The organism is Streptomyces viridochromogenes (assembly GCF_001270495.1).
Classification (GTDB): domain Bacteria; phylum Actinomycetota; class Actinomycetes; order Streptomycetales; family Streptomycetaceae; genus Streptomyces; species Streptomyces viridochromogenes_A.
Genome location: NZ_LGUR01000198.1, coordinates 1 through 19,233, shown reverse-complemented (window position 1 = coordinate 19,233; position 19,233 = coordinate 1). Strand labels below are relative to the sequence as shown.

The window sequence follows — 19,233 nt, the reverse complement described above, 5'->3', positions numbered from 1 at the left end:
TCAGCTGGCCCTCGCATGGTGCCTGTCGTTCTCGGCGAACAGCTCCATGACGAGCGTGCCCGGGCTGATGTCGGCCCCGTGGTCCTCACCGTCGGCCAGCGAGAAGGACTCACCGGCTCGGTAGGCCACCGTGCGGCCGCCGCGGATCATCCGCACACATCCGCTTAACACCATGCCGAGTTGGGGGCCGTGGCTGTGCACCGGCACCGAGCCGCCCTCGTCGAACCTCCAGAGCACCAGCTGGCCGTGCGCGCCGGACAGCAGGTGGCCGTGGGCGCCGGGGAACGAGGTGTCCACCTCGGGAAGTGCCGTGACCCAGTCGGGGTAGGCGTGAAGCGCGTGCGTGGGGGTCGTCTGCTCTGTCATGCCCTCACTCCCGTCCCCCGGGCGTGGAGTAGCCCGGGTAGTCGATGCGTCCGAAGTTCAGTGGCCCGAGGTGGTGGTAGTAGTCCAGCCGCAGCAGCGTCATGGCCTGGTGGAGCAGTCGGGCCTGGGGCGTCGTCGGGTCGGTCACCTCACCGGGGTCGAGCGCCGCCACCGCGTCGGGTGTCTCGCGGGCTTCCCGGAGTTCCGCGATGTCGAGTCGGCGCCACAACGCGAGCACCGTCGCTGCGGCCCGCCGCGCGGCATCCCCAGTGCTGACGGTCAGCGTGAAGTAGGCGATGAGGCAGAGCTGGAAGAGCCACAGAACGCCGCGGCGGGTTCTTCCTTCGGCGTGCAGGGCCGCCGCCAGGCCATCGGCGTCGGTGACGCCGGGTCCCGGCCGGATGAAGAGCGCGGCCAGCAGGCGCAGCACCCGCTGGGTCCCCTGCGTCACGGGCTCCGGGTTGCGCAGCGACAGCTCCCTCGCGCGCACCAGCTCGCGCACGAACTCGGGTGACACCAGGGCGTCGAGGGGCGAGGTCCGGGAGACCGCGGGGAGGTCCGCGTAGCGGAGCACGTCGTCGCCCAGGGCCGGAGCATGTGCCCGCAGCAGCTCCAGTTGCAGCTTGCGGAGGTGGTGTTCCGGGGTGACGCGGCCGCGTCCGGTCGCCTCGTCGGCCGGGTCGGGTGCCACCAGCAGGTAGTTGGCGAGTTGGTGGACGACGACTTCCAGCATCTCCTGCCGGCCGATGGCGGGTCGTGCCGGGCCGCCGTCCGTCGAACCTCGCACCAGCGGGTGTCGAGAGCCCAGCCAGAGGTCGTGGCCGAAGTGCGATCGGACTCCGGCGGCCTGCGACCGGCCGAGCACGAAACAGGTCGGCAGAAAGTCGTCGTCGAAGGCACGTAGGTGCGCCAGTAGCCGCGCAACGAGCTCGGGCTGCTCATCAGGCGTCGGCGTGACGGCGACGAAGTCCAGGTCCGAAGCGAGCCTGTACTCCGAACCGGCAGGCTCCACGGCCGCTTCCGAGCGTGCCAGTGAGCCGGCCAGATAGAGGTCGGCACGTTCTCCTGCCAGCTTGCGGAAGGCTTGCGCTGCTTCGGTCAGGTACTCCGAAAGCCGGTGCGAGAGCTGCTGTTTGACGGGTTCCGGTATGTACAGGGTGCGTGTGAACGCGTTCTGTGCGAGGTATGTCGCTGCGGAATGTGTCACCGGTCGCCTTCCCGCGAGTCGTGGGTCTCGGGGCGCGGCGAGGCGTACGCGAGCTTGACCGCCGCCATGTCCAGGGGGCCGCCACCGAGCGCGGCAGCGTCGGAGAACGCCGTGCGCAGGGCGTGGGCGAGGGGCAGCTCGACGTCGCCGTCACCGGCGGCGGCCAAGGCGTAGCCGACGTCTTTGGCGAGGTTGGCCAGGCTGCACATCACGTCGGTATGGCTGGCCCGCACCATGTCCCATGCCTTGGACTGCGCCACCGGCGCCGCCCAGCCGTAGGCGCTCAGGGTCGAGACCGTCCGGGACATGTCGAGTCCGAGTGTCTCGGCGAGGCTCAATGCCTCCGCGAGCCCGACCAGTGTGGTGGCTGCGGCGAGGTTGTGCACCAGCTTGTAGCGCATGCCCGCGCCGCTTTCTCCGAAGTGCACGACGTGCTCGGTGAAGCAGTCGGTCAGCGGGCGGAGCCGCGCGAGGTCCTCGGTCGTCGCTCCGGCGAAGCCGATGAGGGTGCCCTGGACGGCGCGGGGCACGCTGCCGGTGAGGGCCAGGTCCACCGGGTGGCCGTCCTGCTCGCGGCAGACGCGCGCCCAGCCCTCGGTATGCGGGACGGACAGCGTGGAGCATTCGACCGCCAGGGCGTCCGGGCGCAGCGACGCCAACGCCCCGGCCGGGCCGTACCAGACGGCGGCGCTCGCGGTGTCGTCCGAGACGAAGGAGAGCACTGCGTCGGCGTCCCGCGCCGCCTCGGCGGGGGTGGCGCACAGTTTCACACCGCCGTCCGCGAACCGGGCCAAGCGCTCCGGGCTGCGGTTGTACAAGCGGAGCCGGTGGCCGGCGTTGTGGAGTCGGGCGATGACGGCGCGGGCCATGATCCCGCCGCCCAGTACGCCGACACGGCGCGGCTCGGCGACCTGTCGGGTGTCTGCCATGTCAGGCTCCCGAACCGGTGGCGGCGACCAGATTGTCGGCGGCCAGCGTTGTCGTTGCTCTCGCGGTGCGTTGGTACAGGCACCAGAGCATCTGGGGATGGAAGACCTCGACGGCCTCCAGATCGCCAGCGGCCTGTACGACGTCCAGCGAGCCGATACAGGCGTCCACGGTTCCTTCCGCGGCCAGCGCCACAGCCAGCGGCTTGGCGTCGACGAACGTGCGCCGCAGGCCGGCCGCGTGCCGGTCGGCGAAGACCGCGGTGGAGGGATGGATCGCGATGCTCTCGGCGCGGGAAAGGTCCGGCACCCGGCGGCGGTTGACGGCCACGCACATAGGTTTGGTCGCGGCCGGCCAGGCGCGGACGATCTCCATGCGTCCGCTGTAGCGGAAATGCAGGTTGACCCAGGTGTCGGAGATCTCGCCCGCGGTACGGGCCACGAAGCCGGGGGTGATCAGCGCATGGGCGTCCTGTTGCCAGGCGACCTCCATGGCCCGCGGGAAGGACTCCACCAGCTGGGTGGTGCCCAGGCCGCTCGCTATGTGGTGTGCGTCGGTTCCGGCAGGTCCGAGCGTGATCACTTTCGAGACCGGGCGGGCGAGGCGGATCACGGCGGAAGCGTCGTCCGAACTCACTGCGCCTCCTCTCTCCTCTCGTGGCTGACGGCGGACGACGGCAGCGGCGCGTGCCGCCGGTTGATCACAGTCATGGCAACTCCCCCTCGGTGTCTGAGGCCCCCGCGGTGCCTCGCCGAGTCCAGCCGGCCAGAAGCCGCTGGTAGTCGGCACATCGCTCGGCCAGTTCGGTGTGGGTGCCGCAGTCGACGACGCGCCCCTCGTGCACCACCACGACCAGGTCGGCTGTCTCCGCCGCGGCCAGGCGGTGGGCGATGGTCACCAGGGTGCGTGAGCGCGAGGCGGCGTCCATGGTCTTGCGGAGCCTGGTCTCCAGCGCGGGATCGACGGCGGAGGTGGCCTCGTCCAGCACCAGCAGGTCCGAATCGACGAGGTGGGCGCGCACCAGACCGACGAGTTGCCGCTCGCCGGCCGACAGGTTCTGCCCACGCGGGCCCACCTGCGTCGCCAGCCCCGCCGGCAGTGTCGCCGGCCAGTCGTCGAGCCCCAGCTCACGCAAGGCCTCTCCGACTTGGTCGGAGGTCAGGTGCGGGCGGCCCCAGGTGAGGTTCTCCAGCAGGGTGCCGGAGAAGAGGAACCCGTCCTGCGGCACCAGTGTCACTCGCTGCCGCAAGGTTGCGAGGGGCGTGTCGCGGGCGTCCGTCCCGTCCAGCAGGACGTGTCCCGCCGTGGGATCCATGAGCCGGGTCAGCAGTTTGCCGATCGTGGACTTGCCCGATCCGGTTTCCCCGACGATCGCGGTCTTCGAGCCCGCCCGGAGTTCCAGGCTGACGTCGTGGAGCACCGGCTCCCCGCCCGCGTAGGCATGGACGACGCGGTCCAGCCGCACGGCGACCGGCCCCGGCGGCAGCTCTCGTCGCGGTCCTGGCATTACGGGCGGTTCCGGGAGTTCGGGTGAGGCTGTCAGGATCGCGGCGACGCGTCGCCACCCAGAGGCGGCGTTCTGCAGGTCGTTGAGCATCTCCGTGCCGTACTGCAGTGGCACGGTGAACAGCTGGACGAGGAAGACGAAGGCGAGCAGTTCGCCCAGGGTCAGGCCGGGAAAGGCGCCCCAACCGCCGACGCCGACGATCAGCGCCACCACCAGACCGGACAGCAGTACGCCGCAGCTGAATCCGGCGGCGCCCGTGCCGAGGGCTCTGACGGCTTCGCGTTCGTGCTGGGAGATCGCCTCGTCCACCCGATGCCGGACATGTGCCTGGGCGCCGAAGACCTCGATGGCGGTGGCCCCCGCTATCGCCTCCGACAGTGCTGACATCATGTCCGCCATCCGGGCGCGGACCGCCGCGTAGGCGCGCGCCACCCGCCGCTGCAGCGAGGGGAGCCAGAGGAACAGCGGCAGGAAGCAGAGCCACACCAGGAGGGTCAGCTGCCAGGAGTACGCCAGCATCAGCACGGTGGCCACGGTCAACTGCCCCAGTGACAGCACGAGTACCAGTCCGCCGCCCTGGAGGAAGGTCGACATGGTGTCGATGTCGGTCGTGACGCGAGCCACGAGGGAGCCGCGGCGTTCGGCGTCCTCGCTCGTCAGCGGAAGCCGGTGAATGCGGCGGAAGGCGGCGGTCCGCATTTTCGCCAGAGCGTTCTCGGCGGCCTTGAGCATGCGGGTGTTCATCAGGTAGCCGGCGGCACCCGTCAGCAGGATGCCCAGCGCCCCGACCGCGACCATCGCTTCCACATGTTCCGGGTCCGGACCACCGGCCGCGCGCAGTCCGTTGTCGACGGTCTCGCGCAGCGTGAAGGGCACCGCGACCCGTCCGGCCGTCGCCACCACCCCGATGGCCAGGGTCAGCCCCACGCCGCGTACGAGTTCGGGAGAGACGTGCAGGGCGTGGCGGAGGCTCTGCGCGAGGCTCTCCCGGCTCACGGGTTCGCTCATGACGTCTCTTCCCGCTGCCGTGTGTCGTGGTTGTAGGCGGTCACCAGCCGCCGGTAGCCGGCGTCCGTTGCGAACACCTCGGCGTGGGTGCCGTGCTGCCGAACCCGGCCCGCCTCCAGGTAGACGACCTCGTCGGCGGCAGCGATGGTGGCCATCCGGCTCGCGACGAGCACCACGGTCGTGTCCCGGAACCTCTCCGAGAGCGCGCCGAGGATCTCGGCCTCCACATGGGGGTCGATCGCGGATGTGGCTTCGTCCAGCACCAGCAGCCGCGGTGAGCGGATCACGGCACGGGCCAGTGCCAGACGCTGGCGCTGGCCCCCGGACAGGGTTGTGCCGCGCTCGCCCACCCGGGCATCCAGGCCGCCTGGCAGAGCACTCACGGTGTCCTTGAGCCGCACGGTGTCGAGGGCCTGCCACACCGCCTCGTCGTGCCAGTCGCCGCTGCCCATCGTGACGTTGGCGCGGACGGTGTCGTCCAGGACGAAGGTCTCCTGCGAGATGAGCACCGCGTGCCGCCGCAGGGCGTCGCGTGCCAGGTCACGCAGGTCGGTCCGGTCGAGCGTGATGTGCCCCCGGGTGGGGTCGGTCAGCCGTACCAGGAGGGATGCCAGCGCCGACTTGCCGGCGCCCGTGGGGCCGACGATCACCGCCGTGCGTCCGCCCGGGATCCGCAGGCTCACCTCGCTCAGCACGTCGTTGGTGGTGCCGTCCGGCTGCGGGTGGCCGTAGCCGACGCCGGCCAGCGTCAACTCGCCCGGGCCACCCGGGCGTATGTCCTGCCCGCCGTAGGACAGGGCGCCGGTTTCGGCGAGCACGGCCCGTACACGTCCCCATCCGACGGCAGCTCGTGCCAGTTCCGCCAGGACCCAGCCGATGGAGCGGATCGGCGAGGAGAGCATCGAGATCAGGTAGGAGACCTGGACGACGTCGCCGACGTCGGCCGTGTGTGTGGCGGTCCGTGCCGTGCCGACGGCCAGCACCGCGAGTACTCCGAGAGACGGCAGGGCCTCCAATGCCGCGTCGAAGAGGCTGCGGGTGCGTTCGACGGCGACATCCGCGTCCCGCAGCGCCTCCGCGGTGGTACGGAAACGCCCGGTTTCATGGTCCTCGACACCCAGGCTGCGCACGACGTGAGACCCCTCGAAGCTCTCGTGGGCTATCGAGGAAAGTTCGCCCCGTAACGTCTGCATGCGGGCGATGCGTGCCGCGATGCGTCGCTGGTAAACCCAGTTGAGCAGAGCGAGTGCCGGCAGCACCGACAGTCCCAGGGCTCCGAGCACGGGGTCGGCGACCAGCATGAGGATGCCGCCGGTGACGACCATCGCGACCACACCGATGCCCATCGGCAGCGGCGAGAAGATCTGCCACGTCGCCTCGACGTCGGAGGTCGCGGTGGCGAGGAGGCTGCCGCCGGGGTGGCTACTGTGCCAGGACACCGGCAGGTCGAGGTATTTGCCGGTCAGTTCCTGCCGGTAGCGGCGCTGCAGCCGGTACATCACCTTGCCGGCCACCGCCCGCCGGGCCAACACCCCACCCGCTGTCACCAGCGCCACTCCGGCCAGCAGCAGGAGCCACCACCCGAGTCGCGGCCCGTCGACCTTCCCCGTCTGGAAGCCGGGGACGAGTACCTGCTGGGTCACCTGCCCGAGCACCCATCCGGCGGCGGCGGTGCCCACGCCGTAGACCAGGCCGCCCAGCGCGGCGACACCGAAGAGGAACGGCTCGTGCCGGACACCTCTCCCCACCACCTTCAACCCGTCCCGGAGTCCGTGGGCGGTGACTGCGGACATGGGTCACCTCCTGTCGCCGATGAACGCCTCGGTGCGCCCAACGGTGTTCGTGATGATCTGCCGATGTCGGGGGACGCTCAGTGAGCGGGCCAGCCTTGTTCCGCCGCCGTGCGGAGCCGGCTGGCGAACTCGTCGATGAGCCGGTCGGGATGGAACATGCGGGCCCTTTCGACGCCCTTGCGCGAGACCGCTTCGTAGACGGCCGGATCGTCGTAGGCTTCCAGCGCCTTCTGCCACGCCTCCGCGGAATCGGAGGGGACGACGGTTCCGGCGTCGCCCACCAGCCAGGGCAGCGCGCCCCGGTCGCTGACCAGCACGGGAATTCCGTTGATCATGGCTTCCACCACCACCCGGCCGAATGCCTCCTCCCAGACCGACGGGACGAGAAGCAGCCGGGTGCCGGCGTAGACATCGCGCATGTCGGTGAACGGGCCGTCCAGGACGACGTTGTCCGGCATCTGTACATAGGCGGGCTTGACCGGCCCGTCCTGCCGCCAGCCGCGGATGGCGCGAAAGGTGCGGTCGGGGCAGCGTGCGGCCAGCTGGCTGAAGAGCACTCCGCCCTTCTGGGCCACGGGGTTGATCAGCGTCACGGTGCCGTCCGGGGCGCGTTCAGGTGCCTGGAACTCCGCCGGTTCGATCAAGGGGAGCAGTGTGACGGAGTCCCGGCTCCAGACTCGGGATATGTAGTCCGCGACAGTCGGCGAGTTGGCCACCAGCCAGGTGGGCCGGGCGGCGTCGATGGCGTGGACGCAGTCGTTGTGCTCCATGCTGCGGACGAACCAGATCAGCGGGACGTCCCGTGCGGCTGACCACTCCAACATCCGGTCCAGCCACAGCCCTTGCATCATCACGACGTCCGGACGCAGTGTGGTGCGCAGTCCGTCGAGGGTCTGTTCCAGGTCGGCGTCCGAGGTGTATCGGAACGAAACGCCCGTCTCGTCGCGGTAATGGGAGTCCGTACGCTCCCGCAGTCGCTCGTCGATCAGCGCGGTGACGTCGAATCCGCGGGCGCCGAGCCCTCTCAGCAGCGAGTGGGCGCTGATGTCGGCCCCACTGGCGTTCGGGGCGTAGTCAGCGGAAACGTAAAGGATTTTCATGATTCTCCGCATTCCGATCGATGGTCAACTGGCGCTGTGCGGCGTGCAGATCCCGGCCTGCGGGGCCATCCGGGCAGGAGGGTTCAAGAAGAGCGGTGATGTCTCCGCTGTAGTCCGGATCTTCCGGGCTGGTGTCCGCGTCGGCTCCTGAGACACCGGCGGTCAGGCTGCGAGGGGCCATGTTGTCGATCTTCATGCCCTTGGCGCGGCCATTGGTGACGGTGATGTTCCAGTGCGTGAAGCGCGCACCGTATCTGGGACCCGCGTCTCCAGAGCCGCTCATCCAACCGTCGTTGCAGACCTCGATGTCGGTCCGGACGTTGCCGAACGGCAGGCCGCGGTGGCTGTCGAAGGTCCCGGCCGCCATCCTGCCCTTGCTCCAGACGTTTCCGCTGGAAAGCGCCTCGACGTTGATGCCGTGATGGAAGGGGCCGCCGCCGGTCTCGTCCCCGAGGAGGATCCGGAACCGGGTGATCAGGTTGTCGTGGGACTGTTCTCGGCACGCGAACGAGTGGTGTCTGTTCACTCCCGACACCGTGACCTCACGGGCGGTCACGCTCTTGCTGGAGACCAGGATCAGGCCGTTCTCTCCACCGTCGAAGACGACGTCGCTGCACCAGCAGTCCCAAGCGCACTGAAAGGCGATCCCGTTGTATCCACGGTCCTGGAGGTGCCTCTCCATCCGGCCTTGGGGGAGCGAGATCGTCATTCCCTCCACACCCACGCCGGTAATGGGGTCGTCGGGGGCGACCAGCCTGACCCGCCACTCCTCGCGGATGTCCAGAGGCAGCGGCTGGCGCAGCAGGATCTGCCCGTCCTCGACCCGCTCAATCTGAACGGGCCAGGCGTACGGCAAGTAGGAGAGGAGCTTCCGCTTTTCTTCCCACCGGTAGGAGTGCGCGCCCTCGATGTCTCCGGCTATGTGTCGGAGGAGGCTGTGCCGCTCTCCCGCGCTCCAGAGCAGGATCACCCGTTGGTCCGGCCGCAGGCACCGGGTGGAGTCGACGGTGAGGACGGAGTCACCGCGACGTGCCGGCGCACTGACCGCCGCGAGGTGCTGCTGCGCGGCCTCGCCCCGATCGAGCCAGCCTTCGCGGGGCCACTCGCCGGCCGAGATGCCGGCCAGCAGCCTGCGAAGCCGTGCCGCGCCGCACACCCAGATCAGCCCGCCCGACCAACTCCAGGCCGAACTGTCGCCGCCGAATCTGCTCTTGCTGACACCGAGCAGGTCCTGGAGCGGACGCCGCCAGGTCAGGGTGGTCAGGGCGCTGCCCGCGCCCCTCAGGACGACGTCGTCGTGGCAGAGCCGGATGACGTCGCTCAGGACATAGCGGCCAGGCGGTATGGCGACGCAGCCGCCGCCGGCCCGCCCCGCCGCGAGGACGGCCGCGTTGATCGCGGCGGTGTCGTCATGCTGTCCGTCGCCGCGCGCACCGTAGTCGGTGACGTCGAAGCGGGGTGCGGGTCGCGGGATGTCCCGCCCCAGTCGGTATCCGGCAAGGGCGACGTAGGGAATGGCGGGATGCCGCAGGGGGTCTGCGAGGAATTCCTGCCAGGTGTCCACCGGGCTCACCGCTCCGCGAGACGGACGATGTCCCGCGCGATCGCCTCCGCACCCGAGGGCCTCGGTGTGGTCGGGATCGCCGTTCCGGCCGGGGTGTCCAGAAGCGCGGCAAGCTGCTTGCCTATCTCCTCCGGCGTGGAACCGGAAACCGTCACATGATCTCGTGCCGCGAGTTCCGCGAGTCGGGCATGTTGGTCGTCCAGCATGCGTTCGCCCGCCACCGCGACGGCCGGGACCCCGGCGAGTTTCAGCTCCTGGACGGTGTTGTAGCCGCCCTGGGAGACGATGACGTCGGTATCCGCATAGAGCGAGTGGTGCGGGTCCACATAGGAAGTCACGCGCAGGCTCACGTACGGGTTGGGCTCCAGCGCTACGCCGCCGCGAAAATAAGGGCCTGTCACGACCCGCACGGTCGCCCGCAGCGCCCGGTCGGCGCACATCCGCGCGATGCCGGTGATCGCTGCGTTCAGAAAGGACTCCGCGTCGTCGTGCCCGCCGCCACCTGACGTGACGAGGACCCGGAGACCCGGATCGCCGGGTTCCCATATGCTTTCGCCGCCCAAGCGTTGGCGCACGACATCCGGCACACCCATCACACGGATTCCATGCCGCACATCGCTGAGGCCCGCGCGGCCCAGAACATAGGCCACGTCGACCGCCGACGCCTCGACCGCGCGGAGCACCGCGGTCGGATCAGCTTGATCTTTTCGTTCCCGGTAAATGTAGCCTTGGCGACATCGGTGAGTCATCCCCAGTTCGTACAGCTCAGGATGGACGACCACGTCGTGCAGTACGACATCGCCATCGGTCATCACTTCACGAATGACCGCACGGCGGATGTCGGACTTCCTGGCCTCCAGGCCCGGTGGATCACCGTACGTCCGCTCTGGTATCACGATCTGTTCAAAATCGTAGTCGGCGATGATTCGGTGTTCGTGTCCGACGAAGAAGCTGGAACTCCATCCCAGTTCGCGCAGCACCGAGTGGACGGCGACGAGTCGTGAAGCATGCCCCATCCCCTTCTTGTTGAGGGCGAAAGACAGCACTCGATTGCCCATGACTCACCTCTCTGTGATGCGGTCGACCACCTGCGGAACATCGCGCCTCCAGTCGGGCACCGCCTTGCTTCAATAGGCGAGCAGGTGCGACACAAATAGAGGTTCAGGCAGTGCGGGTTTCAGACAGCAGGTGCGATCAGGAGAACTCTCGATCGAAAAGGACGCCTCTGACGCCGTCCGCGTCGAACTGGGGCCTGCAATCGAGCCCATGAACAATCACACAACTCCATGGGGCGATCAACCCTGAAAAGTAAAAGGTAAACAAAGGGCACACGGTTTTCCGCCATTTCGGGCGGCCGAGATCTCGAACAGCGCCTGACGTTTCCAGACATCGTCCGAGGGGTCGAACACGGGGCAGCTCTCCGAGCAGCAACAGCAACGTCCGTTTCCGCTGATGGGAGAGCCGAACGATGGTTGCCCATGCAACCACTGCACACCGGAGAGTTGGTGGCCGACTCGTCCGCCGATCGACATCATCGTCTGGCCTGGATCTTTCGCAGGGTAGATAGCGCTTTCTGTTCGACGGGTTGACACCCACTCGCCGAGCAGTCGAACCTTCGATGGCGCCGCGTACAGACCCTCGGATGCCGCATTCTGGCCTGCCCGGGGGCTGTTCAATGTTTCCGCGCATCGGAACTTTTCTCGTGCACCGCTCGATCAGCTGTTCACCGTGAGGAGAGGGACATCAGTGCGCTCGATCTCCGTACTCGGCTGCGGGTATCTCGGAGTTACTCATGCCGCCTGCATGGCAGAGCTGGGGCATCAAGTAGTCGCAGTGGACACTGACGACGCGAAGGTGGCAGCGCTCACAGCGGGAGAGGTTCCGTTCTATGAGCCAGGGCTGCAGGAACTGGTGGATCGTCACTTACGGACCGGCCGGCTGCACTTCACCACGTCGTACTCCGAGGCTGCCGCCCAGGCCGACATCCACTTCATCTGCGTGGGGACCCCGCAAGGTGCCGACGGAGCCGCGGATCTCGGTTACGTCGATTCCGTCGTAGACGCACTGGCTCCCTGGCTGGACCGTGAATGCCTGGTCGTCGGAAAGTCCACAGTCCCGGTGGGCACTGCGGCGCGCATTGCCCACCGGCTGGTCGATCGAGCGCCGGGCAAGGGGGCGGTGCTGACCGCATGGAACCCTGAGTTCCTTCGGGAGGGGCACGGGATCGCCGACACACTACAGCCGGACCGGATCGTCCTGGGAGTTCAGTCACCCCAGGCAGAGAAGCTACTGCGGGACCTTTACGCACCCCTGGCCGATGCCGGAGTTCCGATACTGGTCACCGATTTCGCCACCGCGGAACTGGCGAAGGCAGCGGCCAACTCCTTCCTCGCGACCAAGATCTCTTTTATCAACGCCCTGGCCGAGGTCTGTGAGGCGACCACCGCCGATGTGGTGGAGCTGGCCGAAGTGCTGGCCCTGGACCGGAGAATAGGCGGAGAGTTCCTCAAGCCTGGAATCGGGTTCGGCGGCGGTTGCCTGCCCAAGGACCTACGCGCTTTGCAGGCACGTACCCGGGAGTTGGGCGTCGGTGACTCTCTCGCCTTCCTCTCCGAAGTCGACGCGGTGAATCTACGGCGCAGGGAGAAGGCCGCGCACATGATTCGCCAACAGTGCGGAGGAACCCTCGAAGGGAAGCGTATAGCCGCTCTCGGAATCTCCTTCAAGCCCAACTCGGACGATATCAGGGACTCACCTGCGTTGCACGTGGCTCGCCGACTCAGCGTAGAAGGTGCATACGTGTCCGTCTACGACCCGAAGGCGATGAAGAACGCGCAGCGCTGCCACCCTGAACTTCATTATGAGCCCGATGTGAAATCTGCTTGTCTCGGAGCAGACGTGGTCACGGTGCTCACCGAGTGGCAAGAGTTCCAGGAAATCGATCCTTGGGCCTTGGGAAGCGTTGTCGCACAGCGGCAAGTCGTGGACGGAAGAAATACCCTTAAGCGGACTGACTGGGAACGTGCTGGCTGGGTGTACGGCGCTCTGGGGCGCCGCATTCGCTCGTGAGGAGAAAATAGGAGCAAGGATATGCGTCAGCCTGCGCAGGGCGTCGTCACCGGTGCCGCACTCCAGGCCGGCGTGCTGTCCGGCGCCCAGAAGGACGTGCTCCTCGCGCACCACCCGCCGGCGTACTGCACGTCATGGCCAAGGACCCGGGCACCGGCGAAGCGGTGACCACCATCGCCGGCCACGCCACCGTGCAAAAGGCCGCCGCCCTCGTCAAGTCGCTCCGTCGGACCGACCTGCGCAGTCTCGCCCGCCCCTACGCCGCCGCGCATCCCTTGCGCTCCCCGGCCCTCGGCGAAGCAACACACCTGCCCGGGCAGCCCCTGCGAGCGCCATGCAGACACAGCTTGTCGAGACCGCACAGGCGGGACCGCGCTGAGGACTCGCGACTGCTCGCTCACACCCCTCACAGCTGAGGGCTCTTCGGCGCCTGCGCTCTCCGGAACATCGATGTGCAGCAGCTTGGGCAAGTCGGCGGTGACAACCGGTGGACGCTGCCCAGGCGAGCATGCTTGGCGATCACCGGTCCTCTTTGCCCCACGCCATCCACCGCATGAGCCGCTGCGCCACAGAAGTGTTCGGCGTCGGCGCAGGATTCGTACGACTGATCGCCGCCGTCCGGGGAACCCAGCCGGTAGCGGCGCAGCCACCCGGGTCACGTGTGGTTCGCCGTCCATTGGCGGGAGAACTCAGATGCTGGCATTCGTGGCGGGTGCGCTCTTCGTCATCGCCTTCGTCATCCGCGTCACGGAGACGTCGACAGAGACGATCTTCAGCCCGACGAGTCTCATGCTCGTGGGGCTTGCTTTCCTTGCCGTGCACTTGGCCGGGGTGGGGGCCGGCTGGTCCTCCCGGGGAGGTGGACGTCGGCGCTGAGCAGGGTGATGCGTCGCATCGTCCGGTAGGTCGATCCGAACGGGGGGCCGCCGCGGATTGCCCATCAGCTGGGCTGCGTTGTGCCGGGATCAACCGGGTCCTCACTGGTCTCCGGCCTGTCCTCGTCCGGCAGGTGCACGTCGTTGACGGCGATGTTCACCTCCACGACTTCCAGGCCCGTCATCCGTTCCACCGCCGCGATCACGTTCTCGCGGACCTCCGCCGCGACGTCGGTGATGCTCACCCCGTATGCGACAACGACCTGGAGGTCGATGGCGGCCTGCTTCTCGCCGACCTCGGCCTTGACGCCGTGCCCCGCGCTCGGGTGTCCATCCGGGACCCGGTCGCGCATGGCTCCCACAGTGCGGGTGAATCCGCCGCCCAGTGCGTTGATTCCGGGGACCTCGCGTGCGGCGGTCCCGGCGATCTTCTCCACCACACCGTCCGCGATGGCCGTCCGGCCGCGGGTCTCCCGTGGTTCCTGAGGCCTGGGCCGTGCGGCCTTCAGCGTCCCGCCCGCGCTGGTGCGGGGCGCATCGGGATCGGGTTTCTGCGGGATGGACCTGTTCGGCTCCGTCATGCGAAGCCACCTCCTGGGGCGGTGCATGGACTGCCGTACCCGGGCAGCTGTCGGTCGCCGCGTTTCGTGCCGTCTGCCCAAGTACCGTGCAGGGCACCGGATATGCCCGGGTGGCATCATGTCCTGGCACCGCCCGGGTACGGGGAATGGGCGGCTTCCGACCGTCCGTCGGACCGGGGTGAGGACTATGCCGCTGCACGGACGCCCCAGATCCCGGCGGCTTGTCGTCGCTCGACACACATGGCTGCGGGGAGCGGGCTTTCGTCCGTCACCCGGCGCAGCCCCGGAGGGAACCGGGTGGGTCCTCCGTCCTGTCGGACAGGCTGTCGGACCGGCCGTTGCTCCACCTCCGCCGAACGCACGCCCCTGCCGGGAGCGCGCCAGGGGGCCGGGAATCCCGGCGTCACCGCGTGCGCTGCCGGATGGTCTTCTGAACCGAGGCGTCCTCACCGTCCAACTCGGCGTCGGAGTCGACGAAGCCTTCGTCCGGCTCCGCGCCTACGCCTACGTGCAGGGACGCCGGCTCGCCGACGTGGCCGCCGACGTGGTCGCCCATCGGCTCCGCTTCTCCCCGGACACGGAACCCGAACGAACAGCCACGTCCGGAAGACTGGTGTTGCACTGCCGCGAGATGTCCACCAGCAGGTTCCTGGCCGGCCCACGGCGGCAGGGGGCAAGGACCATCACCATGCCGCACGCCTGATCGATGACCATACGGCCGGCCAGGGCCCGCCGCAGCTGATCATTCTCGGCGCGCAGTGCGACGACATCCTGACCGGTCGCATTCTCCGCCCAGGTCTCAGCCGCCACATCCCACCAATTCTCTGCGAGCAAGGTTGTGCGATGCATGGCATCTGCCTCTCCGAGAACTTCCGTGCGTCCGGTGCGGCTGAAGCCGCCCCGGAATCTCTGAATGCCGGGCAACTTCATCGGTCACCCGCGGCGTTCATGGTCCCGACGGTCCTCACGCCTCCAGCGCGCCCGGTGCCGACGGCTGTAGCGACGGTTCCAGCGGTCCTGACGATCCCGGTGGTTCTCGTAGTCCCGGTAGTCCCCGAGATCGGACCCGTCGTCACGGATCCACCCTCCTCCGCGATCGCGGCCGTGCCGGGTGGCGCCGAAGACCAACACGGCCGCGGCCACCCACCAGATGGGGTTGACGAAGCCGAGGCCGAACAAGACCACGATCAGGATAAGAAGCAGAACGAACACCGCGGGCCTCCCGGAGCGGAACAAAGCATCACTGCCGGGGGCCGGGGCCAGTATGAACAGCGTAGCCCTCCCCAGAGGTTGCGGACAGCGGCCCACGTCAGCGCCCTTCGCCGGGACCGGATGGCCACTTGCCGTCTGTCCAGGGAGTGCGGCGAGGGCTAGCGTGTGCGGTACGGCCCGAGTCCCCGGCAGCGTCGATCACCTCTCGCGCTCCTTCGAGGGCGCACCCCGTGCATCAGTGCCGGAACCTGCCCCGCCCCCAACGGGCCGCTCCCGCACCCGCCGTCGCCACGCGATCCCGGCGCGGCCTCGATGCGCCCCATGCGGGCACCGTCCATCCGCTGTCCGCCGTGTCGCACGTATCCACCGACAGGCGATACATATGTACGCGCTGATCGTTCCCGCTTCGACCCCCTTCGTCCTGCTCGCCACCGTGATGGCCCTGGCCTGGTGGGAGGACCACATCCTGCCGACGCCGCCGACCGAGCCGGACGAAGCCCCCGCCGAGCCTCCGTTCCCCCGGCGGCCCCAGCACAGCTCCCAGAACTCCTCAGTGTCGACACCACGTTGACAAGGGAGGTGGCCGGGCGTTGACTGGCGGCACGGCGTAGGGCTATGCCACTCCGGATCGTTCGGAGGCATTCCACCTTCCCGCTTCGCCCGGACCCCGCGGAACTCAGGAAATTCCCGCGATCTGGAGGCCCGGCAATGATTCTGTGGATCCTTTTCTTTCTGCTGATCCTGATGGTGTTCGGGTTCGGCTTCACGATGCAGATCCTGTGGTGGGTCGCCGCCGTCCTGCTGGTCGTCTGGATCGTCGGCTTCGCGATGCGCGGGCGCGGCGGTGGCGGCCGCCGGTACAGCCGCAGGTAGTCCCTTCCGAAGCCGACCCTCCCCGTAGGAACAAAGGCCTGTACGGCGATCACACGCGGGACCCCACTCACCAGACAAGCAGGAGGCCGGCCATGAGCGTCGGACGGACGATCAAGCACAAGGCACAGGAATTCAAGGGCCGGGTCACCGAGCGCATCGGCCGGACCACCCGCAACAGGCGACTGCAGCGCGAAGGCAGGACCGACCGGGTCGCCGGAAACCTGAAGCAGTCCGGCGACAAGGCGAAGGACGCCTTCAGGCCGTGACCACCGACGCCCCGGGTGGTGCCCACGTCGCGTGGAGACCACCCGGCAGGCGCCAACGCTCCATCAGCCGACAGGAATTGACGGCAATGAAGCAGACCGACGTGCGAACCGAGAGCCAAAGAAGGCAGCCATGCTCACCGTCGTGATCACCGCCGTGATCGTCATCGTCCTGGCCATCCTCCTCTACACCGGACGTGGACGAGCTCGGGGCAGAGGCGGGCAGGGGCTGAAGCGCCGCTTCGGCCCCGAGTACGCCCGCACAGTCGCCGACCACGACGGCGACACCAGGGCCGCCGAACAGGAACTCGGCGCGCGGGTGAAGGAGCACGGCTCCCTCACGGAGCAGCCGCTGACGCCCGCGGCCCGCGAGCGCTATGTGACGCGATGGGCCGCCGTCCAGGAGCAGTTCGTGGAATCACCGCAGCAGGCCGTCACCGAGGCGGACGCACTGCTGGCGCGCCTGGCAAGGGACCGCGGCTTCCTCGACGGCGAGCGGTTCGAGGACCAGATCGCCGCCCTCTCCGTCCACCACGCCCACTACGTCCAGGGCTACCGCAGCATGCACGCGGCGGCCCGCGGCCAGAGCGGCACCGAGGAAATGCGGGAGGCCATGGTCGAAGCCCGAAGCCTCTTCGAGGCACTCGTCACCGAACAGCCGACCGAACCGCCCCGGCCCTCCGCCCCTGACGGCCAAGGCCACGCGCCATGGCCAATGACCCGACGCCACGCGAAGGGAAACAGCACCTGATGTCCCACGACGCCGAACACGCACCACAACCCCAGCCCGGTAGCCCGGATCCGACACAGCTCGCCCCGCAGGCACCCCGCACCGCATCCGCTCACGCACCACGTGAGCCCGGCACCAGCACCGACGGCCCCGATCGCAAGCCCGGCCCGGACCTGATCCCGCGGGGTGACCGGGACAAGCTGACCCTGCGCCTCCAACAGGCACTGACCACCTTCGTCGACAACCCGCTCCAGGCGGTGGAAGAGGCCGACGCGGTCTTCGACGAGGTCGCCACCCGGTTCACCGACGCCCTAGCGGAACGACGGCGCGCCCTGCGCACAGGCTGGCAGGACCCGGACACCGATGTGCAGACCGAGGAACTACGGCTCGCGCTCAGGCAGTACCGGGAGATCACCGATCGGTTGCTGTACATGTCAGCGCCTGCCGGTCACTGATCCCGTCGCCTCCGCGGGAAGCACGGCCGCCGCGCTCCGACCGGTGCGAACACCGCGCCGGCCGGCCCGCGGCGGCCGCGTTCTGGAACCAGGGGGATCCCCCCACGGCGCGTCGGCACGGCAGTCACGGTCGGCAACGGGGTTCGGCACAACGGCATCCGGTTCCAGGTCGTACAACGCGATGCCCCACTCGAAGGGGGGCGCGAGCAGGAAGTTGCAGAACGGCTGGGCGAGATGGCGCAGATGCCAGGCCTGGTCGGCGCTCATCCGGAAGACGACGTACCCGAGGTCGCGGCCCACGACATTGGTCCAGGTGTGGTGCAGGTGGTTGTGGGTGTGTTTCCAGGCCGCGCTGGTCGGCGATCACGCTACGGATGTAGCGCGCGTCGTCGGCGCCGCGCGCGGCGATGATCTCGGAGCGTATGCGGTCGAGTTACTTGCCGAATTCGTCGCCGAGGGTGGCCTCGGGGCGCACTGGAGCGGTCGCGGTCACAGGAGACTCCTTGCGCTGGGCGTGAAGTTCGCCGGTACGCGGGTCGCGTACGCGACCTGCAAGCGGTGTCAGTGCGAACCTCTGATCTACGCATCACAACCGATAGGCCGACCACCGCGGCACCGCCCGGGTCTCGCAACATCAGGATCCAAGAAACCCCAGGTCAAAGACCGCAGCCCCAGGACCCTGGATGCGCACGCCTCGCGCTCCCCCTCCACCCGCAGCCACTTCAACAGCTGACCGACCATCAGGAGCGCATAACAAAAGACCAGTTCAGAGGGCAGCTGACCTGGTCTTGAAGAAGAGCCGCCTTCGGGATTCGAACCCGAGACCTACGCATTACGAGCTGTCCGATCTTGATCCGAGACTGTCCACACGCGTTCCTGAAGCCCGAACGTCCGCAGGTCAGGGCTGTATTCACACAGCCAAGGACCTCCTCGGACTGCTCCAGAAATAGCTGCGTTTGAGACCGCATCTGAGACCGGCAACTTTGCGTCAGGAATCTCCAGCTACATGGCACAGCAAGTTCGTTGTCGGCGCCCGCCTCTATGGTTCCTGTGCTGTGACCATGAACGTTCACCGGCCCGCTCGTTGTGCTGGTCGGAAGTGGCGACGCTTCCCACCATCGCGGGAAGACAGGGCGGGGCATCCGGTCGGGGTCCGTGGGTTGACCGAGCAGGAGGGGCAGCGGCCAGGCTGATGAAGATCGGCATTCATGTCAGGACCCCGGCGGAGCCGGGGCGGGCGAGACGGGAATATCTTCTGGTTTCCCGAACCAGGTCTGGCATTCCGTCAAACCCAGGTCGCTGATTTTCACCGCGAGATTATGCCCCGTTTCAAGCATTTTGGTGCCATGCTCTTCCGTAGGGGCCCCTGCGGAAATGCCGTCCGCCGTATCATAGTACGCGTCACTGGCGGCCGTACCTGCTCGAAGCAGCTTGTCAATGTCTTCCCCCCGCCCATCTGGGCGTTCCAATGCCCGCCAATTGCCGACAATGCGCCGCAGTGCCACTCCGGCGTCCGTCAACTCAGTTGCCGTCGTGTTAAGTTGTTCCTGCGTCCAGGTATCAGCGGCGTTCAGTTCGTCCACGGCGATGGACGCATTTTGAAGATGAGTACCCGCATTGGGGCCCTCTTTCTCACACACTGCGTCGGCCTGCGCTTTCCATGCGTCAAAACTAGGCCCCTGACCCTCACAGCGGGTCAAAAT

21 protein-coding genes and 2 pseudogenes are annotated in these 19,233 nt (G+C 68.1%); 9 read left to right on the top strand and 14 right to left on the bottom strand.

Annotation, left to right across the window (positions count from 1 at the left end):
- From ADK36_RS21565 to ADK36_RS46455, 9 genes are all read right to left on the bottom strand, one after another.
- A complete protein-coding gene (locus tag ADK36_RS21565) occupies positions 1-366 on the bottom strand; it encodes a cupin domain-containing protein (protein ID WP_048586547.1) in 366 nt (121 codons plus the stop codon).
- A 4-nt stretch (positions 367-370) separates the two neighbouring features.
- Entirely contained in the window at positions 371-1,573 is a 1,203-nt protein-coding gene (locus tag ADK36_RS21560; protein WP_048586548.1) for a hypothetical protein, read from the bottom strand.
- Entirely contained in the window at positions 1,570-2,502 is a 933-nt protein-coding gene (locus tag ADK36_RS21555) for an NAD(P)-dependent oxidoreductase (protein ID WP_053198675.1), read from the bottom strand. The genes ADK36_RS21560 and ADK36_RS21555 overlap by 4 nt, the downstream gene beginning before the upstream one ends.
- 1 nt (position 2,503) lies before the next feature.
- On the bottom strand, positions 2,504-3,136 hold the full coding sequence (locus ADK36_RS21550; RefSeq protein ID WP_053198673.1) for a hypothetical protein: 633 nt from the start codon (positions 3,134-3,136) through the stop codon (positions 2,504-2,506).
- Positions 3,137-3,206: 70 nt separating this feature from the next.
- Positions 3,207-5,015 carry an ABC transporter ATP-binding protein gene (locus ADK36_RS21545; RefSeq protein ID WP_048586551.1) on the bottom strand — a complete coding sequence of 603 codons (1,809 nt, stop codon included), beginning with the start codon at positions 5,013-5,015 and terminating at the stop codon, positions 3,207-3,209.
- Positions 5,012-6,808, bottom strand: a complete 1,797-nt coding sequence (locus ADK36_RS21540) for an ABC transporter ATP-binding protein (protein ID WP_053198671.1) — start codon at positions 6,806-6,808, stop codon at positions 5,012-5,014. Before ADK36_RS21540 ends, ADK36_RS21545 begins: the two co-directional genes overlap by 4 nt.
- A gap of 77 nt (positions 6,809-6,885) precedes the next feature.
- Entirely contained in the window at positions 6,886-7,908 is a 1,023-nt protein-coding gene (locus tag ADK36_RS21535; protein ID WP_048586553.1) for a glycosyltransferase family 4 protein, read from the bottom strand.
- Entirely contained in the window at positions 7,883-9,472 is a 1,590-nt protein-coding gene (locus ADK36_RS21530; protein ID WP_053084770.1) for a glycosyl hydrolase family 28-related protein, read from the bottom strand. The genes ADK36_RS21535 and ADK36_RS21530 overlap by 26 nt, the downstream gene beginning before the upstream one ends.
- A 5-nt stretch (positions 9,473-9,477) precedes the next feature.
- A complete protein-coding gene (locus ADK36_RS46455) occupies positions 9,478-10,530 on the bottom strand; it encodes a glycosyltransferase (RefSeq protein WP_078916706.1) in 1,053 nt (350 codons plus the stop codon).
- Between the two features lie 688 nt (positions 10,531-11,218).
- Here ADK36_RS46455 and ADK36_RS21515 point away from each other — a divergent pair.
- The 3 genes from ADK36_RS21515 to ADK36_RS21510 all read left to right on the top strand — a co-directional run bounded on the left by ADK36_RS21515 (position 11,219) and on the right by ADK36_RS21510 (position 13,417).
- Entirely contained in the window at positions 11,219-12,541 is a 1,323-nt protein-coding gene (locus ADK36_RS21515; protein WP_199830222.1) for a UDP-glucose dehydrogenase family protein, read from the top strand.
- Between the two features lie 21 nt (positions 12,542-12,562).
- Positions 12,563-12,709 (top strand): hypothetical protein, encoded by a 147-nt coding sequence (locus ADK36_RS48920; RefSeq protein ID WP_159029316.1) that lies wholly within the window; start codon positions 12,563-12,565, stop codon positions 12,707-12,709.
- Between the two features lie 525 nt (positions 12,710-13,234).
- Positions 13,235-13,417, top strand: coding sequence for a hypothetical protein (locus ADK36_RS21510; RefSeq protein WP_048586557.1), 183 nt, complete (start codon positions 13,235-13,237; stop codon positions 13,415-13,417).
- A gap of 64 nt (positions 13,418-13,481) precedes the next feature.
- Here ADK36_RS21510 and ADK36_RS21505 read toward each other — a convergent pair whose 3' ends face one another.
- Positions 13,482-13,997, bottom strand: a complete 516-nt coding sequence (locus ADK36_RS21505; protein WP_053198669.1) for an Asp23/Gls24 family envelope stress response protein — start codon at positions 13,995-13,997, stop codon at positions 13,482-13,484.
- On the opposite strand from ADK36_RS21505, the pseudogene ADK36_RS51485 reads away from it, so the two are divergent.
- Positions 13,975-14,496: pseudogene (locus ADK36_RS51485) on the top strand (hypothetical protein); the annotation flags it as partial. The gene ADK36_RS21505 and the pseudogene ADK36_RS51485 sit on opposite strands and share 23 nt — an antisense overlap.
- A 5-nt stretch (positions 14,497-14,501) precedes the next feature.
- On the opposite strand, the gene ADK36_RS51480 reads toward ADK36_RS51485, so the two are convergent.
- Complete coding sequence (locus tag ADK36_RS51480; protein WP_425315491.1) at positions 14,502-14,681, bottom strand: hypothetical protein; 180 nt, start codon at positions 14,679-14,681, stop codon at positions 14,502-14,504.
- Positions 14,682-14,930: 249 nt separating this feature from the next.
- Positions 14,931-15,182 carry a hypothetical protein gene (locus ADK36_RS21500; protein ID WP_234329828.1) on the bottom strand — a complete coding sequence of 84 codons (252 nt, stop codon included), beginning with the start codon at positions 15,180-15,182 and terminating at the stop codon, positions 14,931-14,933.
- A 409-nt stretch (positions 15,183-15,591) separates the two neighbouring features.
- Between ADK36_RS21500 and ADK36_RS21495 the strand changes: the two genes are divergently transcribed.
- From ADK36_RS21495 to ADK36_RS21480, 5 genes are all read left to right on the top strand, one after another.
- Positions 15,592-15,780 (top strand): hypothetical protein, encoded by a 189-nt coding sequence (locus tag ADK36_RS21495; protein ID WP_234329827.1) that lies wholly within the window; start codon positions 15,592-15,594, stop codon positions 15,778-15,780.
- A gap of 137 nt (positions 15,781-15,917) precedes the next feature.
- Complete coding sequence (locus tag ADK36_RS21490; RefSeq protein WP_048586561.1) at positions 15,918-16,082, top strand: hypothetical protein; 165 nt, start codon at positions 15,918-15,920, stop codon at positions 16,080-16,082.
- A 92-nt stretch (positions 16,083-16,174) separates the two neighbouring features.
- Positions 16,175-16,348, top strand: coding sequence for a CsbD family protein (locus tag ADK36_RS46440; protein WP_078916707.1), 174 nt, complete (start codon positions 16,175-16,177; stop codon positions 16,346-16,348).
- Between the two features lie 130 nt (positions 16,349-16,478).
- Positions 16,479-17,096, top strand: a complete 618-nt coding sequence (locus ADK36_RS21485; protein WP_053198663.1) for a hypothetical protein — start codon at positions 16,479-16,481, stop codon at positions 17,094-17,096.
- On the top strand, positions 17,096-17,530 hold the full coding sequence (locus tag ADK36_RS21480; protein ID WP_199830221.1) for a hypothetical protein: 435 nt from the start codon (positions 17,096-17,098) through the stop codon (positions 17,528-17,530). Before ADK36_RS21485 ends, ADK36_RS21480 begins: the two co-directional genes overlap by 1 nt.
- A gap of 162 nt (positions 17,531-17,692) precedes the next feature.
- Here ADK36_RS21480 and ADK36_RS51475 read toward each other — a convergent pair.
- Together ADK36_RS51475 and ADK36_RS48915 are read right to left on the bottom strand one after the other, a co-directional pair.
- A pseudogene (locus ADK36_RS51475) lies at positions 17,693-17,875 on the bottom strand (acyl-CoA desaturase); the annotation flags it as partial.
- Between the two features lie 866 nt (positions 17,876-18,741).
- Positions 18,742-19,233 (bottom strand): hypothetical protein (locus ADK36_RS48915; protein WP_234329826.1); only part of this gene is annotated, 492 nt, incomplete at its 5' end.

What these genes read in the sequence shown, in the direction of transcription:
- ADK36_RS21565 (WP_048586547.1), bottom strand. Translation starts at nt 366, where the DNA reads ATGACAGAGCAGACGACCCCCACGCACGCGCTTCACGCCTACCCCGAC.
- ADK36_RS51480 (WP_425315491.1), bottom strand. Translation starts at nt 14,681, where the DNA reads ATGGTCCTTGCCCCCTGCCGCCGTGGGCCGGCCAGGAACCTGCTGGTG.
- ADK36_RS21480 (WP_199830221.1), top strand. Translation starts at nt 17,096, where the DNA reads ATGTCCCACGACGCCGAACACGCACCACAACCCCAGCCCGGTAGCCCG.
- ADK36_RS46440 (WP_078916707.1), top strand. Translation starts at nt 16,175, where the DNA reads ATGAGCGTCGGACGGACGATCAAGCACAAGGCACAGGAATTCAAGGGC.
- ADK36_RS21490 (WP_048586561.1), top strand. Translation starts at nt 15,918, where the DNA reads ATGATTCTGTGGATCCTTTTCTTTCTGCTGATCCTGATGGTGTTCGGG.
- ADK36_RS21485 (WP_053198663.1), top strand. Translation starts at nt 16,479, where the DNA reads ATGCTCACCGTCGTGATCACCGCCGTGATCGTCATCGTCCTGGCCATC.
- ADK36_RS21510 (WP_048586557.1), top strand. Translation starts at nt 13,235, where the DNA reads ATGCTGGCATTCGTGGCGGGTGCGCTCTTCGTCATCGCCTTCGTCATC.
- ADK36_RS21555 (WP_053198675.1), bottom strand. Translation starts at nt 2,502, where the DNA reads ATGGCAGACACCCGACAGGTCGCCGAGCCGCGCCGTGTCGGCGTACTG.
- ADK36_RS21495 (WP_234329827.1), top strand. Translation starts at nt 15,592, where the DNA reads ATGTACGCGCTGATCGTTCCCGCTTCGACCCCCTTCGTCCTGCTCGCC.
- ADK36_RS46455 (WP_078916706.1), bottom strand. Translation starts at nt 10,530, where the DNA reads ATGGGCAATCGAGTGCTGTCTTTCGCCCTCAACAAGAAGGGGATGGGG.
- ADK36_RS21545 (WP_048586551.1), bottom strand. Translation starts at nt 5,015, where the DNA reads ATGAGCGAACCCGTGAGCCGGGAGAGCCTCGCGCAGAGCCTCCGCCAC.
- ADK36_RS21540 (WP_053198671.1), bottom strand. Translation starts at nt 6,808, where the DNA reads ATGTCCGCAGTCACCGCCCACGGACTCCGGGACGGGTTGAAGGTGGTG.
- ADK36_RS21505 (WP_053198669.1), bottom strand. Translation starts at nt 13,997, where the DNA reads ATGACGGAGCCGAACAGGTCCATCCCGCAGAAACCCGATCCCGATGCG.
- ADK36_RS48920 (WP_159029316.1), top strand. Translation starts at nt 12,563, where the DNA reads ATGCGTCAGCCTGCGCAGGGCGTCGTCACCGGTGCCGCACTCCAGGCC.
- ADK36_RS21535 (WP_048586553.1), bottom strand. Translation starts at nt 7,908, where the DNA reads ATGAAAATCCTTTACGTTTCCGCTGACTACGCCCCGAACGCCAGTGGG.